This window comes from Actinomadura sp. K4S16 (genome assembly GCF_008327685.1).
Lineage (GTDB): Bacteria > Actinomycetota > Actinomycetes > Streptosporangiales > Streptosporangiaceae > Spirillospora.
Genome location: NZ_BDDE01000011.1, coordinates 536,575 through 551,631 on the forward strand (window position 1 = coordinate 536,575; position 15,057 = coordinate 551,631).

Consider the following 15,057-nt stretch of genomic DNA (forward strand, 5'->3'; position numbering starts at 1 on the left):
GCCCGGAGCATAGCCCCGCGCTACCGCAGCGGCTCCCCGACCTCCCGCATGTGACCCAGCGCCAACCGGTACGACTCCACCAGCCCCGTCTCCGCGTACGGCAGCCCCACCGCCGCGCAGTGCTCACGCACCAGCGGCCGCAGCGCCCGCAGGTTGCACCGCGGAACACCCGGGAACAGGTGATGCTCGATCTGGTAGTTCAAGCCGCCCATCAGCCAGTCCGTCGCCAGACCGCCCCGCACGTTCCGCGACGTCAGCACCTGCCGCCGCAGATGCCCCCACCGCTCCCCCGGCTCCGGCATCGCCATCCCCTTGTGGTTGGGCGCGAACACCGCACCGAGATGCACCCCGAACACCGCGTGCTGAACCGCGACCAGCGCCAGCGCCTGCCCCACCGGCAGCAACGCGAACGCCAGCCCCAGGTACCCCACCGCGTGAAGGACCAGCAGACCACCCTCCAGGACCTGGTCCCGGCGAGCCCGCCCCCGCAGGAACATCAGGCTCCCCACCTTCAGGTTCAGGCCCTCCAGCGTCAGCAGCGGAAAGAACAGCGCGGCCTGGTGCCGCGCCACCCACCGCAGCGCACCCCGCTTGCTCTGCGCCTGCTCACTCGTCCACGCCAGCACGCCCTCCCCCACGTCGGGGTCCTTGCCGACATGGTTCGGATTCGCGTGATGCCGGTTGTGCTTGTCGTTCCACCACCCATGCCCCATGCCCAGCAGCAGGTTCCCAAGCAGCAACCCCAACCACCGGTTCCCCCGCGCGCTCCGCGCGATCTGCCGGTGCCCCGCGTCATGCCCGAGGAACGCCGTCCGCGCCGACAGCACCGCCAGCGGGACGCCCAGCAGCACCGTCCACCAACTGTCCCCCGCCCACGCGACCGCCGCCCACACCGCAGCGGTAGCCGCCAGGTTCAGCCCGATCGCCCACGCGTAGTAGCCGCGCCGACGGTCGAGCAGCCCGCTCCCGCGGACGCGCCGCGCCAGCGGCGCGAAATCACTGTCGGCCGACCGCTCGGACGGTCGGGACGGGGCGGACAGGGTAGCGGGCATCGAGGCTCCAATCACCGGAGGACGGGACACCGCGCGGGGCGCGGATGAAGACGCCTCGAAAACTACGGAGTGTGAGACCGCCCGGTCGCCCCGCTGCGGAGCCATTCACCACCTGGCTCCCAGGTCCCGGTACCGCGCGGCCCTCCCACCCGCCCGAGCGACCAGCGGCGGAACCGGGACCCTGCACCGAAGCCGGGACAGGGCCTCCATATAGGGTCACAAGTCATGGACGACGACTCTCGGTGGATCGAACTGGACGGCGCCGTCAACGCCCGCGACCTCGGGGGCCTCCCCACGGTCGACGGCCGCACCACCCGGCGCGGACGCGTTCTCCGGTCCGACAACCTCCAGGACCTGTCCGTCGCCGACGTCCGGCTCCTCCTGGACGACTACGCCCTCAAGAACATCATCGACCTGCGCAGCGACGCCGAAGTCCGCCTCGAGGGGCCCGGCCCCCTCACCCGCGTCCCGTCCGTGACGATCCACCAGCTGTCACTGTTCGCCGAAGGCGGGCGCCACACCGACGTCGCCGCCGACGTCGCCAAAGCCCTCCCCTGGCAGGAGCGCGCATCCGACGGCCCCGAACAGGACCGCTCCACCGGGCACTACCTCGGCTACCTCGCCGACCGCGGCGACTCCGTCGTCGCCGCCCTGCGCGTCATGACCCGCACCGACGGGTCCGCGCTCGTCCACTGCGCCGCCGGCAAGGACCGCACCGGCGTCGTCTGCGCCCTCGCCCTCGACGTGGCCGGCGTCACCCGCGAGGCGATCGTCGCCGACTACGCCCAGACGGGCGAGCGCCTCGAGGCGATCCTGCGGCGGCTGCGCGCCAGCGACACCTACGCCGCCGACCTCGACTCCCGCCCCGCCGACAGCCACCGGCCCCACGCCGCGATCATGGAGAAGCTCTTCACCCGCGTCGACGAGGAGCACGGCGGGACCCTGGGCTGGCTCGCCGGACACGGCTGGACCACCGAGGACACCGACGCCCTCCGCGAACGCCTCCTCGGCTGACCTCCGCACCGAGCAGACATACCCGAGCCATCGCTCGCCCCTCGCGAGCCCATGGTCCAGGGCCTCAGGAAAACGTAGGCCAAGACGCGCGACCAAGCCGGTTCCCTCTCGGCCGCCGGGCCTTCCTCTAGGTGTGGGGTTTGGTTTTGTGGATATTGGGAGATTGTGTGCACCCAACCCAGGGCCTTTACATTGTAATTTGAATGTTGAAGTAAATGCCGGGGATGCCGCCGTTGCGTGGTCGCCCGGGTTCTCGCAGGTCAGGTGAGGATGTCGCGGACGGCCGCCTGCGCGGCCTTGCGGAGGTCGGCGTGCAGGGCCGCGTTCGCTTCCCTGTCGGTGCGGGCCTCGATGATCCGCAGCCCCTCCCCCGCCAGCGCCTTCGGCAGCTCCGCCGCGGTGCCGAGCCGCCGGTACGGAACGCCGTGCGCGGCGGCGACCGCCTCCAGGTCGACCTGGTGCGGGGTGCCGAAGACCCGCTCGAACGGGCCGCGCAGCGCCGCCTGCGGCAGCAGCGAGAAGATCCCGCCGCCCTGGTTGTTCACCACGACGATCGCCAGGTCGGGACGGCGGTCCCGCGGCCCCACGATCAGGCCGTTCTGGTCGTGCAGGAACGCCAGGTCGCCCAGGAGGGCGTAGGAGCGCCCGCTGTGCACCAGCGCCGCGCCGATCGCGGTCGACACCAGCCCGTCGATGCCGCTCGCGCCCCGGTTGGCCATGATCCGGATGCCGCGGCGCGGCCGCATCACCTGGTCCAGGTCGCGGATCGGCATGCTCGCCGCCGTGAACAGCAGCGACCCGCCCGGCAGCGCCGCGACCAGGTCGCGGGCCAGCCGCGGCTCGCTCACCTCGGGCACGGCGTCCAGGACCGCGTCCACCGCAGCGGCGGCGGCCTGGTCGGCGGACCGCCACGACTTCAGCCACGTGTCGTCGCCCGACACCACCGGGATCTCGACGTCGGGCGCCACCTGCGTCGCCGAGCGGACCGGGTCGGGCCAGTGCGCCAGATCCGGCGCCAGCACGATGTGCTCCTCGGCACGGCGCAGCAGCGACAGCAGCGGGCGCGACAGGCCCGGCTTGCCCAGCGTCACCACCACCTCGGGGCGGTGCCTCTCCACGAACTCCGGGACGCCCAGCAGGAAATGGTGCGACGACAGGGCGTGGTCACCGTAGCGGGCGTTGCCGTTCGGTTCGGCGAGGACGGGCCAGCCGGCCATCGACGCGGCCGCCACGTACCGCTTGACGTTCACGGCGCCGTCCCCCACCACCAGGACGCCGCGCCGCGTCGGCGGGACGTGCAGCACCGAGCCGGGCGTCGCCGGACGCACCTTCGTCCACGCGCCGGTCGCGTCCCCGTCGAGGGGCTCGCACCACGTCTCGTCGCCGTCGGGGATCAGCGGCTCGCGGAACGCCGCGTTCATGTGCACCGGCCCCGCGACGGGCGCCTGCGCCAGCCCCCACGCGCGGCTCACCAGCGAGCGCCAGTACGCCACCATCCCCGGCCGGTTCTCCGGGACGCCGATCTCGGTGCTCCACCGCACCGCCGTCCCGTACAGCTTCACCTGGTCGATCGTCTGGTTCGCGCCCGTGTCGCGCAGCTCCGGCGGCCGGTCCGCCGTGATCACGATGAGCGGGACGCCGGACTCGTGCGCCTCGACCACCGCCGGATGGAAGTTCGCCGCCGCCGTGCCCGACGTGCACACCAGCGCCACCGGGCGCCCCGACCGCTTCGCCATGCCGAGCCCTAGGAACGACGCCGACCGCTCGTCGATCCGCACGTGCAGCCGGAGGCGGCCCGCCTCCTCGGCCGCGTGCAGCGCCAGCGCCAGCGGCGCCGACCGCGATCCCGGCGCCAGCACCGCGTCGGTCATCCCGCAGCGCACCAGTTCGTCGACCAGGACGGTCGCCAGCGCGGTCGCCGGGTTCACCGTGCCACCTCGACCACCGCGGGGCCGTCCAGATGGGCCTGCGCGGCGAGCGCCCGTTCCCGCCAGGGCGCGCTCGGCGCCTCCCAGCGGCGCAGCGCCTCCTCGTCCACCACCGGCCGGCGCACCTCGATCTCCCCCGCGAGCGGACGCAGCGGGTCGCGCACGACGTCGCCCTCCAGCAGCGACAGCGTCCCCAGCCCGCACGCGTACCGCAGCTCCGGCAGCGCGGCGGCCAGCGCCACCCCCGCCGCCAGCCCCACCGACGTCTCCACCGCGCTCGACACCACCACCGGCAGCCCGCACGCCTCCGCGACCCGCAGCGACGCCGCGACCCCGCCGAGCGGCTGCACCTTCAGCACCGCCACGTCGGCGGCGTCCGCCGCACGCACCTTCAGCGGGTCCTCGGCACGGCGGATCGACTCGTCCGCGGCGATCGGCACGTCCACCCGCCGCCGCACCGCCGCCAGTTCCTCGAGCGTCGCGCAGGGCTGCTCGGCGTACTCCAGCTCCCACCGGTCCAGCGACCGGACCATCCGCGCGGCGCGGTCGACGTCCCAGGCGCCGTTCGCGTCGACCCGGATCCTGCCCTGCGGTCCGAGCGCCGCGCGCACCGCCTCGACCCGCGCCATGTCGTCGGCGTCGGTCTGGCCGCGCTCGGCGACCTTCACCTTCGCGGTCCGGCAGCCGGACTCCCGCGCCATCTCGAACGCCCGCTCCGGGCCGACCGCCGGGATCGTCGCGTTCACCGGGACGCGGTCGCGGACGGGGGCGGGCCAGCCCAGTGTCGCGGCCTCGCGCGCCGCGGCCAGCCAGCGGGCGCACTCGGCGGGACCGTACTCGGCGAACGGCGAGAACTCCCCCCAGCCGGCGGGACCCTGGAGCAGTGCGCCCTCCCGCCGCGTCACGCCGCGGAACCGCGTCCGCATCGGGATGGAGTACACCCGCACCCGCCGACCCCCTGACCGTCAATCACGGCATTTCCGGATCACACCGTGCGCTCGGACCCTTAGTAGTACCACCGAGAACGTATCGAATGGTGACGGGCAACGCCGCCCCGACCCGTTCATGTCCGCCGCACCCGCTCCCCCGCGCCGGATCGCGCCGCGGCCACCGGTTCGCGGGGGTCAGGTCGCCGCCTGGCCGCACCCGCATGCACCGTCGACCAAGGGCAGGCGCGAGCCGTCCGGCCGGAGTGCGGGGATCGGACGGTCAGTAGTGCCAGGGGAAACGCGACCAGTCGGGGGTGCGCTTCTCCAGGAAGGAGTCCCGGCCCTCGGCGGCCTCGTCGGTGCCGTAGGCCAGGCGGGTCGCCTCGCCGGCGAAGACCTGCTGGCCCACGAGGCCGTCGTCGATGAGGTTGAAGGCGTACTTCAGCATGCGCTGCGCCGTCGGGCTCTTGCCGTTGACCTTCCGCGCCCACTCCAGGGCCGTCGCCTCGAGCTCGGCGTGCGGGACGACGGCGTTCACCATGCCCATGCGGTGGGCGGCCTCGGCGTCGTAGGTGTCGCCCAGGAAGAAGATCTCCCGGGCGAACTTCTGCCCCACCTGCCGCGCCAGGTACGCCGACCCGAAGCCGCCGTCGAAGCTCGCCACGTCCGCGTCGGTCTGCTTGAAGCGCGCGTGCTCCCGGCTGGCGAGTGTCAGGTCGCACACCACGTGCAGGCTGTGCCCGCCCCCGGCCGCCCAGCCCGGCACCACGCAGATGACGACCTTGCCCATGAACCGGATCAGCCGCTGCACCTCCAGGATGTGCAGCCGCCCCGCCCGCGCCGGGTCGATCGTGTCGGACGTCTCGCCCTCGGCGTACTTGTAGCCGTCCTTGCCGCGGATCCGCTGGTCCCCGCCCGAGCAGAACGCCCAGCCGCCGTCCCTGGGCGACGGCCCGTTGCCCGTCAGCAGCACGCAGCCGATGTCGCTGGACATGCGCGCGTGGTCCAGCGCCCGGTACAGCTCGTCCACCGTGTGCGGACGGAACGCGTTGCGCACCTCGGGGCGGTTGAACGCCACCCGCACCGTCCCGTGGTCGACGGCCCGGTGGTAGGTGATGTCGGTGAAGCCGAACCCCTCGACCTCTTTCCAGGCGTCCGCGTCGAACAGCTCCGAGACCATGTCTTCCTCTCCGTCGGGCGACCGCGCCGCGGCCGGGGCGCGGCGCTCGGGCTCCATTCAACCGGCCCCGCGTTTGAACGCGTTCAGCGGGGTCGTCTACGCTGATGAGATCATGGATCGCCCTCTGCACGCCGTCGTCCTGCCGCCCGGCCCCCGCCTGCTGCGAGCCCTGGCCGACGCCCTGGACGGCGGCCCCGCGATCTCCCCCCTCTCCCCCGACCTGCCCGAGGCCGCGCTGCGCGGACTCCTCGACGCCCTGGCGCCGGACGCGGTCGAGACGGCCGACGGCGTCGTCCCGCACTCCCCCGCCGCCGGGCACGCGCCCGTCGGCGCCGACACGGCCGTCCTGATCGCCACCTCCGGGTCCACCGGCGCCCCCAAGTTCGTCGAGCTGTCGGCCGGCGCGCTGCGCCACTCCGCCGCCGGCACCCTCGCCCGCATCGAGGCCGGGCCCGGCGACCGGTGGCTGTGCTGCCTGCCCACCAGCCACATCTCCGGCGTCCAGGTCCTGGTCCGCGCCCTCGTCGCCGGCACCGACCCGGTCATCGCGCCCCGCTTCGACGCCGCCGCCGTCGCCGAGGCCGGCGGGTTCCACCTCTCCCTCGTCCCCACCCAGCTGCGCCGGCTGCTGGACATCGGCGCCGACCTGTCGCGGCTCGGCGCGATCGTCCTCGGCGGCGCCGCCGCCCCACCCGGCCTGCTGGCCGAGGCCCGGGGGCGGGGCGCCCGCGTGTTCACCACCTACGGGATGAGCGAGACGTGCGGCGGCTGCGTCTACGACGGCACGCCCCTGGACGGCATGCGCGTCGCGCTCGGCGACGGCGGCCGGATCCGCCTCGCCGGCCCGTCGCTGTTCACCGGCTACCGGCTGCGGCCCGAGCTGACCGCCGCCGCCCGGGACGGCGAGTGGTTCCTCACCCAGGACCTCGGCGCCGTCGAGGACGGCCGGCTCCGCGTCCGCGGCCGCCTGGACGACGTGATCAACACCGGTGGCGAGAAGGTCGTCGCGGGGGAGATCGCCACCGTGCTGTCGCGGCACCCGAAGGTCCGCGACGTCATCGTGGTCGGCCGGCCCGACCCCGAGTGGGGCGAGCGGGTCACCGCCGTCGTCGTCCCCGCGGCGTCCGGCCTGCCGGAACTGACCGAGCTGCGCGCGTTCGTCCGCGAGACGATGCCCCCGTACGCCGCGCCGCGCGAGCTGGAGCTGGTGGACGCCATCCCGCTGCTGGCGTCCGGCAAGCCCGACCGCGCCCGGCTCCGCGCCCCCGCGCACTGAGCCCCGAGCACTGACGGCCGGACCGCGGAGCACCATCCGGCCCGCGCATGGCACGGCGACCCCCTGGGCAGAGGACGGATCATGGCGGCACAAAGCGGCGGGCGACAGGTCGAAGAGCGGCGGGACGGCGGATCGCACGACGAGAGCCGCCTGACCGTCGCGCTGGCGTTCGCCGCCAATCTCGGTATCGCCGTCGCCAAGGTCGTCGCCGCGCTCATCACCGGGTCGGCGTCGATGGCCGCCGAGGCCGCGCACTCGATCGCCGACACCTTCAACGAGGTGCTGCTGCTGGTGGGGCTGCGCCGCAGCGGGCGCCCCGCCGACCGCCGCCACCCGCTCGGCTACGGCAAGGAGCGCTACATCTGGACCCTGCTCGTCGCCGTCGCGATCTTCGGGATGGGCGCGCTGTTCTCCTTCTACCAGGGGATCCAGACGCTCACCGGGCACCGGGGCGCCGCCGAGTCCGGCACGATCGTCGGGTACGCCGTGCTGGGGGTGGCGTTCGTGCTGGAGGCGGTCTCGTGGCAGCAGGCCGTCCGGCAGGTCCGGGCCGCCGCGCGGGCGGAGGACCTGCCGCTGCGCGCCTACATCCGCCGCACCGACGAGCCCACCGCGGTCAGCGTCCTGCTGGAGGACTCGGCGGCCCTCGTCGGCCTGGTCATCGCGTTCGGCGGCCTCGGCCTGCACCAGCTCACCGGGTCGGCGACCTGGGACGCCGTGGGCTCGCTGCTCATCGGCGTGCTGCTGACCGCCGTCGCGCTCGTCCTCGGCCGGATCAACCTGAACCTGCTGATCGGCTCGCAGGCCGACCCGCGGATCGTCGCCGACGTCCGCGCGCGCCTCGGCGGGGCGCCCGAGGTGGAGTGGGTCGTCGACATCGTCACGGTGACCTTCGGCGCCGACCGCGTCCTGGTCTGCGCCCGGCTCGACTTCCGCGACTCCCTCACCGCCGCCGAGGTCGAGCGGGCCTGCGTCCGGATGGCCCGCGACCTGCGCGCCGCGCACGAGGAGATCGACGAGGTCTTCCTCGAACCGGTCCCCCGCGACGACCCTGAGCTGCGCGAACGCGTCATCGCGCGTTATGGTCGGACATTGCGGCCCAAGAGTCCGGAGGCGTAGTGGCCTTTCTCACGTCGTCGCCGACCCGGGGCCTTTACGAAGTAAGGTAGGAACGGAGCGGTTCGGCGGGTGTGAAACCGCTGGCTGCGGGCACCACGACCGTCTGGATCGCTCCTTCACGATCCCCCGGCGGAGCGCCGCCCGGCGATGGGGCCGGGAACAACAGGCCCGTCCTGCGACGTTCCGTTAAGTGCGTGCGCCACGAGCGAACACAATCCAGCGCCGCACTCACACACCGAAGGGAGGGGGGTGTCCCCATGCCGCGAAGCGCCGTCGAGACCCCGCTCACGGAGTCGCCGAGCCCCGCGCTCAACGACCTCCTGAAGCGTGGCCGCGCCCAAGGGCGCCTCTCGCTCGACGAGGTGAGGGGGGCCTTCGAGACCGCCGGCATCAGCCCGGCCCAGGGCCGCTCCATCCTGCGCGAGCTGTCCGAAGCCGGCATCAGCCTGGCGGGCGAGTCCGACGCCGTCCGCAAGATGGCCGCGGCCGCCGACCACGACGGTGGGGAGACCGCCCAGGACACCTCCGCCGGCGCCGCCAAGAGGCGCGCCGCCCGCAGGGGCGCCGCCAAGCGGACCGCCAAGCCCGCCGGCGCCGCGCCGCGTTCGGGCGGGCAGGGCGACGCCCCGGTCGAGGAGGGGTTCGAGGTCACCGAGGTCGAGGTCGAGGAGACCTCCGCCGACCTGGACGACCAGTCGACCACGATGGGCGACTCCGTCCACACCTACCTCAAGGCCATCGGGCGCCGCCAGCTCCTGACCGCCGAGCAGGAGGTCGACCTCGCCAAGCGGATCGAGGCCGGCCTGTACGCCGAGCACAAGCTGGAGACCGAGGACCTCTCCCCCGCCCTGCGCGCCGACCTGGAATGGGTCGCCGCCGACGGCCGCCGCGCCAAGGCCCACATGCTGGAGGCCAACCTCCGGCTCGTGGTGTCGGTCGCCAAGAAGTACTCCGACCGCGGCCTGTCGCTGCTGGACGTCGTCCAGGAGGGCAACCTCGGCCTGATCCGCGCCGTGGAGAAGTTCGACTACTCCAAGGGCTACAAGTTCTCCACCTACGCCATGTGGTGGATCCGCCAGGCGATCCAGCGCGGCTTCGCCGACTCGGCCCGCACGATCCGGCTGCCCGTCCACGTGCTGGAGATGCTCAGCAAGCTGAGCCGCGTCGAGCGCGACATGCACCAGCGGCTCGGCCGCGAGCCCACGCCCGAGGAACTGGCCGCCGAGCTGGACAAGAGCCCCGAGCAGGTCCGCGAGCTGCTGCGCACCAGCCGCCAGCCGATCAGCCTGGACTCCACCATCGGCGAGGACGGCGAGACCCGCATCGGCGACCTCATCGAGGACACCGACAGCCCCGAGGCCTCGGAGCTGGTGGACCGCCAGCTCATGGCCGACCAGCTGCGCCGCACCCTCGACATCCTGTCCCCGCGCGAAGCCAAGATCATGGCGATGCGGTTCGGGCTGTACGACGGGACGCCGCGCACGCTGGACGAGATCGGCAAGGCCCTCGGGCTGACCCGCGAGCGGATCCGGCAGCTGGAGAAGGAGTCGCTGTCCAAGCTGCGGCACCCCAGCAACGCCCGGCCGCTGCTGGACTTCGCCGTCTGACCCGTCGCAGGCCCGGCAAGCGGAGGGCCCGCGTGACCGCCGCGGTCACGCGGGCCCTTCTGCGTTCCGTCAGTCGGCGCGGCGGAACTGCAGGATGGCCACGCCCATCAGGCCCACGCCCATGCCGAGGACGAGAAGGACCTCCAGCCAGATCGGCACCACCCAGCCGCCCCAGGTGACGCCGGGGTCGAACGTCCGCATCAGCTCCGGCGAGACGTCCAGGCGGGAGAACACCGCGTGCCGCAGCGGATCGACGGCGTAGGTGAGCGGGTTGAACCGGGTCAGCACGGTCAGCCACGCCGGGAGCCCGCTCAGCGGGTACAGGGCCCCGGACAGGAACATCATCGGCATCATCGCCATCTGCATGAGGCCGAAGAACGACTGCATGCTGGTGATCCGCGCGGCCATCATGACGCCGAACCCGGTCAGCGCGAACGCCCCGATGAACATCAGGCCGAGCAGCTCCAGCAGCAGCCCCGGGTCGTAGGGGACGCCGGCGAGGCCCGCCAGCGACACGATCACCGCGCCCTGCAGGGTCGCCACCAGGGCGCCCCCCACGCACTTGCCGACGACGATGGCGCTGCGGCTGACCGGCGCGACGAGCATCTCGCGCAGGAACCCGAACTCGCGGTCCCACACGATCGACCCGGCGGAGAACATCGCGGTGAACATCACCGACATCGCGCACACGCCGGGGAAGATGAAGGTCTTCAGGTCGACGGCCCCCGCGGCGCCGCCGCCGCTGGCCATCAGGTTGGACAGCCCGGTGCCCATGACCAGCAGCCACAGCACCGGCTGGACCAGCCCGGACACCATCCGCAGCTTGTCGCGCCAGAACCTGATCAGCTCCCGGTGCAGGACGATCTTCACGGCGCGCAGGTCCTGCCGCAGGCCGCGCTCGGGCACCCGCACCCGGACGACCTCGGCGCCCGCCGCCGCCCTCTCGGCCGTGCTCGCCATCGTCACCTCCTCATCGCGCGCATCGCGACGCGCATGCCGTCGCTCGCCGAGGCCTCGGCGTCGCGGATCGTGGTGCCGGTGAAGGACATGAACACGTCGTCCAGGGACGGCCGCGCCACGTTCACCGACCTGATCGGGACGCCCAGCTCGGCGAACAGGCGCGGCACGAACGCCTCGCCGGAGGCCACCGGGAACGCGACCGCGCCCTCCGAGACGACGGCCTCCAGCCCGAAGCGGTCCTTCAGCGCGGCGATCGCGGCCCCGTCGTCGGCGGTCTGGATGCGGATCCGGTCCTTGCCGACGCCGGCCTTGAGCGCCTCGGGGGTGTCGAGCGCGACGATCCGCCCCGAGTCCATGATCGCGATGCGCTCGCAGAACTCGGCCTCGTCCATGTAGTGCGTCGTCATGAAGATCGTGATCTCCTCGGCGGCCTGCAGCTGCCGGATGTACTCCCAGATCGACGCCCGGGTCTGCGGGTCCAGGCCGACGGTCGGCTCGTCCAGGAACAGCACCCGCGGCGAGTGCAGCAGCCCGCGCGCGATCTCCAGGCGGCGCTTCATCCCGCCGGAGTAGGTCTGCACCAGGTCGCGGCGCCGGTCCCACAGGTTGACCATCTCCAGCACCTGCCGGATCCGGGCGGCCGTCACGGCGCGCGGCACCCCGTACAGCTCGGCGTGGAAGCGCAGGTTCTGCTCGCCCGACAGGTAGCCGTCGACCGTCGGGTCCTGGAAGACCAGCCCGATGTTGCGGCGGACGGCGTCGCGCTCGCGCACCACGTCGAACCCGGCGACCCGCGCGCTGCCGCCGCTCGGGCGCAGCAGGGTGCACAGCATGTTGATCGTCGTGGACTTGCCCGCGCCGTTCGGGCCGAGGAAACCGAAGATCTCCCCCGACCGCACGGTGAAGTCGATCCCCCGCACGGCCTCCACTTCGCCGAACCTCTTCGTCAGGCCGTCGACCTCGACGGCCGGTCCCCCGTCCGGCATGGGGCCTCCCCTCCGCGATTGGAGCGAACACCCATATTTTGGGCCATCCAACGGTAGGGATAACCTATCTCTCAGGTCAAGAGAAATAGGGCTTGCCAAGAGCCCAGAGGGAGCAGTCGTGGACGACCGGCCCGATCCCCTGTGCGAGTCGCCCGTCTACCTGCTGTTCGAGACGGGCCGGCTCGTGCGGCGCACCTCCGCCCGGCTGTCCCCCGGCCAGCCGAGGCTGCCGTACCTGCTGGTCCTGTCGTGCGTGGTCCGGCACGGGCCGCTGTCGCAGCGCCAGGTCGCCGAGCGGCTGCGCATGGACGCCGGCGACCTCGTCGGCATCGTGGACGCGCTGGAGGGGGCCGGGCACGTCCGGCGGCGCCGCGACCCGCGGGACCGGCGCCGGTACGCGCTGGACGCCACCGAGCACGGGCGGCTGTTCCTCGGCGCGTGCCTGGACGACCGGGCCCGCCTCGACGAGACCCTGTTCGGGGCGCTGTCCCCCGGCGAGACGCGCCTGTTCAAGGAGCTGCTGCTGCGGGTCCTCGCCCACCACGACGACCGGTTCGCCGACGCGCCCGCCCCGCCGGAGCAGGACGGGCCGGGCGCGGCGGACGAACCAGGTCAGCGGGCCGACGCCGGCGTCGCGAGCGGGAGCAGCGCCTCGTCGTAGCGGCGCAGGACGACCCGGGCCATCGCGCCGTGCGCGCCCAGCGGCGCCGCCACCGAGTCCGCGCCGCACGCCCGCATCCGGTCGTGGAACCGGCCGGGCGCCAGCAGGTAGGACGCCACGGCGACCCGGCGGGCGCCGCCTTCGCGCAGTCCCGCGACGACCTCGTCCAGCGGCGGGCCGCCCGCCGCGACGAAGCCGTGCGGGACGGGCCGCCCGAGCCGCCGCGCCAGCAGCCGGGCGGCCGCGCGCACGTCGGCCGCGCCCGCCGGGTCGGCGGACCCCGCCGCGCCGAGGACGACGGCGTCCCGGCGGTGCGGCGGAGTCCGGTCCTGCTCGGCCAGCCGGGCGGCCAGCGCGCTGGCCAGCAGCGCGTCCGGGCCGAGCGGCCGGGACGTCACCGCCCCCGGCAGCAGCCGCCCCGCCCGGCCGGGGATGTCGATCAGCGCGTGGTACCCCCGCGCCAGCAGCAGCGGGACCACGACCACCGGTCCGCCGCGCAGCCCCTCCGCCGCCTCCTCCAGCGACGGGCGGGAGAGCTCGCCGTACGCCTCGGCCACCCGCAGGCCCGGCCGCATCGCCCGCACCCGGTCGAGCAGCGCCCGCACGGCCGCGGGCCCCGCCGGGTCGCGGGTGCCGTGCGCCACGGCCAGCAGCGCGGGCGCCCCGGCGCCGGGCTCAGCCACCGGCGCCCGCCGGAAGCCGGTCGACGATCCGCGGGTCGCAGGCCAGCCGGTAGCCGCGCTTGACGACGGTCTCGACGATGCCGGGCCGGCCGAGGCCGCGCCGCAGCCGGGCCACCGCCATCTCCACCGCGTGCTCGTCGGCCTGCGGCCGGGCCTCCCGGGGCCGCGCCTCCCGCGCCCAGCCGTCCCGCGATCCGGACCCGGCGGCCAGCCGGCTCGGCAGGACCCCGCACAGCTCGGCCCGCGACACCACGTGCCCGGGGCGCCGCGCGAGGGCCCGCAGGATCGCCATGGGCGCGGGCGCGATGGGCCGCAGCTGGCCGTCCAGGACGACGGCGTGCCCGCGCAGCTCCAGCGAGAACCCGCGCACCGACAGCCGGCGCGACCGGCGCCGCGGCAGGTCGGAGACCAGGGCCCGCACGAGCGCGCCGATCCGGGCGCGCTCGGGCTGGACGGTCGGGACGCCGCGGTCGGTGAGCGCCTGCGCGGTGACCGGGCCGACGCACGCCGCCACGACATGGGTGCGCATGGCCTCCAGCAGTGCCTCCTCCAGGTCGTCCTCGGCGGCGACGGCCAGCGTCGCGGCGACCGCGGGGGCGCTGGTGAAGGTGATCGCGTCGATCGTGCCCGCGACCGCCTGCCCGACGAGGCGGCGCAGCGGCGTGGAGTCCTCGGCGCGCGACCACCGGTACACTGGGATCTCGATCACCTCGGCGCCGGCGGCGCGCAGCGCGTCGACCAGCTCCGGCTGGCGCTCGCCGTACAGCTGCACGGCCACGCGCGCGCCGTCCAGATCCTTCTCCACCAGGTGCCGGATCACCTCGGAGCACTCCTCCGACTCCGGCGACCAGCGCTCCTGCAGGCCCGCCGACCGGATCGCGCCGCGCGCCTTCGGGCCCCGCGCCACGATGTCGGTCCCGGCCAGCCGGGCGATGAGGGCGTCCCGCATACCGTGCCCGTCGGCGGCCTCCAGCCACGCCCGGAACCCGATCCCGGTCGTGACGACGACGTGGTCGAGGGGCCCGTCGAGGCACGCCAGGGTGGCGTCCAGCAGTTCGTCGTCGTCCACGAGCGGCACCAGCCGGATCGCGGGGGCCGGCACGACCCTGGCCCCGCGCCGCTCCAGCAGCGTCGCGAGCTCCTCGTGGCGGCGGGCCGCGGTCACGCCGACGGCGAACCCGGCCAGCGGCTCACTGCCGGTGCTCATCGGTGAGCGCCACCTCCACCCGGTCCCCGGAGCGGCGGACCGGGAAGGTCGGCAGCGCCACCCGGGGGTCGTCAAGGCACACCCCGGTCCGCAGGTCGAACACCTGCTTGTACATGGGGGACGCGACGGTCGGCGTCCCGTCCCGGGTGCCGAGGATCCCCCGCGACAGCACGTGGGCGCCGCTGAACGGGTCGAGGTTCGACAGCGCGTACAGGGCCCCGTCGAAGGCCCGGAAGATCGCCACCTGCGTGCCGTCCACCATCGCGCAGGCGCCCCGCTCGGGGGTCAGGCCGGCGTAGGAGCAGATGTCGAACCAGCGGGCCGCGGGCCGGCCCGCCCGCTCCCTGGTGATGGTCGCTTCGGGTGTCGTGGTCATCGCGCGGCAACCTCCTGGCGGGGAACTGTCCGATGGTCCGATACTCGGAAGAGGCGGTTTCGCGGTTGGGTCTCCTTTG

At 74.1% G+C, this 15,057-nt stretch carries 14 protein-coding genes; 5 read left to right on the top strand and 9 right to left on the bottom strand.

What is annotated here, in order from left to right; genetic code table 11:
- Nucleotides 1-20 precede the first annotated feature (20 nt).
- A complete protein-coding gene (locus tag K4S16_RS09710; protein WP_149258513.1) occupies nt 21-1,052 on the bottom strand; it encodes an acyl-CoA desaturase in 1,032 nt (343 codons plus the stop codon).
- A gap of 225 nt (nt 1,053-1,277) precedes the next feature.
- On the opposite strand from K4S16_RS09710, the gene K4S16_RS09715 reads away from it, so the two are divergent.
- Entirely contained in the window at nt 1,278-2,066 is a 789-nt protein-coding gene (locus K4S16_RS09715) for a tyrosine-protein phosphatase (protein WP_149258514.1), read from the top strand.
- A 260-nt stretch (nt 2,067-2,326) separates the two neighbouring features.
- Here the strand turns inward: K4S16_RS09715 and menD are convergent, their stop codons facing one another.
- The 3 genes from menD to K4S16_RS09730 all read right to left on the bottom strand — a co-directional run bounded on the left by menD (nt 2,327) and on the right by K4S16_RS09730 (nt 6,103).
- Entirely contained in the window at nt 2,327-3,994 is a 1,668-nt protein-coding gene (gene menD / locus K4S16_RS09720; RefSeq protein WP_149258515.1) for a 2-succinyl-5-enolpyruvyl-6-hydroxy-3-cyclohexene-1-carboxylic-acid synthase, read from the bottom strand.
- Nucleotides 3,991-4,941: an o-succinylbenzoate synthase gene (locus tag K4S16_RS09725; protein WP_149258516.1), complete on the bottom strand. Its 951-nt coding sequence runs from the start codon at nt 4,939-4,941 to the stop codon at nt 3,991-3,993. The genes menD and K4S16_RS09725 overlap by 4 nt, the downstream gene beginning before the upstream one ends.
- Before the next feature lie 262 nt (nt 4,942-5,203).
- Entirely contained in the window at nt 5,204-6,103 is a 900-nt protein-coding gene (locus tag K4S16_RS09730) for a 1,4-dihydroxy-2-naphthoyl-CoA synthase (protein WP_149258517.1), read from the bottom strand.
- Between the two features lie 112 nt (nt 6,104-6,215).
- Between K4S16_RS09730 and K4S16_RS09735 the strand changes: the two genes are divergently transcribed.
- The 3 genes from K4S16_RS09735 (at nt 6,216) to K4S16_RS09745 (ending at nt 10,105) form a co-directional block, all read left to right on the top strand.
- On the top strand, nt 6,216-7,379 hold the full coding sequence (locus tag K4S16_RS09735; RefSeq protein WP_149258518.1) for an AMP-binding protein: 1,164 nt from the start codon (nt 6,216-6,218) through the stop codon (nt 7,377-7,379).
- 81 nt (nt 7,380-7,460) lie between these two features.
- Entirely contained in the window at nt 7,461-8,498 is a 1,038-nt protein-coding gene (locus K4S16_RS09740) for a cation diffusion facilitator family transporter (protein ID WP_149258519.1), read from the top strand.
- A gap of 257 nt (nt 8,499-8,755) precedes the next feature.
- Nucleotides 8,756-10,105, top strand: a complete 1,350-nt coding sequence (locus K4S16_RS09745) for an RNA polymerase sigma factor (protein ID WP_149258520.1) — start codon at nt 8,756-8,758, stop codon at nt 10,103-10,105.
- 69 nt (nt 10,106-10,174) lie between these two features.
- Here K4S16_RS09745 and K4S16_RS09750 read toward each other — a convergent pair whose 3' ends face one another.
- Both K4S16_RS09750 and K4S16_RS09755 read right to left on the bottom strand, forming a co-directional pair.
- The gene (locus K4S16_RS09750) at nt 10,175-11,065 is read right to left on the bottom strand and encodes an ABC transporter permease (protein WP_149258521.1); all 891 of its coding nucleotides are present in this window, start codon (nt 11,063-11,065) and stop codon (nt 10,175-10,177) included.
- Between the two features lie 2 nt (nt 11,066-11,067).
- Nucleotides 11,068-12,051 (bottom strand): ATP-binding cassette domain-containing protein, encoded by a 984-nt coding sequence (locus K4S16_RS09755; RefSeq protein ID WP_149258522.1) that lies wholly within the window; start codon nt 12,049-12,051, stop codon nt 11,068-11,070.
- Nucleotides 12,052-12,169: 118 nt separating this feature from the next.
- On the opposite strand from K4S16_RS09755, the gene K4S16_RS09760 reads away from it, so the two are divergent.
- Nucleotides 12,170-12,712 (top strand): MarR family winged helix-turn-helix transcriptional regulator, encoded by a 543-nt coding sequence (locus K4S16_RS09760; RefSeq protein WP_160160873.1) that lies wholly within the window; start codon nt 12,170-12,172, stop codon nt 12,710-12,712.
- On the opposite strand, the gene K4S16_RS09765 is transcribed toward K4S16_RS09760, so the two are convergent.
- Genes K4S16_RS09765 through nirD form a run of 3 tightly spaced genes read right to left on the bottom strand, consistent with a single transcriptional unit; the run spans nt 12,664 to nt 14,978 of the window.
- The gene (locus tag K4S16_RS09765; RefSeq protein WP_149258524.1) at nt 12,664-13,395 is read right to left on the bottom strand and encodes a sirohydrochlorin chelatase; all 732 of its coding nucleotides are present in this window, start codon (nt 13,393-13,395) and stop codon (nt 12,664-12,666) included. The two genes, K4S16_RS09760 and K4S16_RS09765, sit on opposite strands and share 49 nt — an antisense overlap.
- Entirely contained in the window at nt 13,388-14,602 is a 1,215-nt protein-coding gene (locus K4S16_RS09770; protein ID WP_149258525.1) for a uroporphyrinogen-III synthase, read from the bottom strand. Before K4S16_RS09770 ends, K4S16_RS09765 begins: the two co-directional genes overlap by 8 nt.
- A complete protein-coding gene (gene nirD / locus K4S16_RS09775) occupies nt 14,586-14,978 on the bottom strand; it encodes a nitrite reductase small subunit NirD (RefSeq protein ID WP_149258526.1) in 393 nt (130 codons plus the stop codon). The genes K4S16_RS09770 and nirD overlap by 17 nt, the downstream gene beginning before the upstream one ends.
- Nucleotides 14,979-15,057 lie beyond the last annotated feature (79 nt).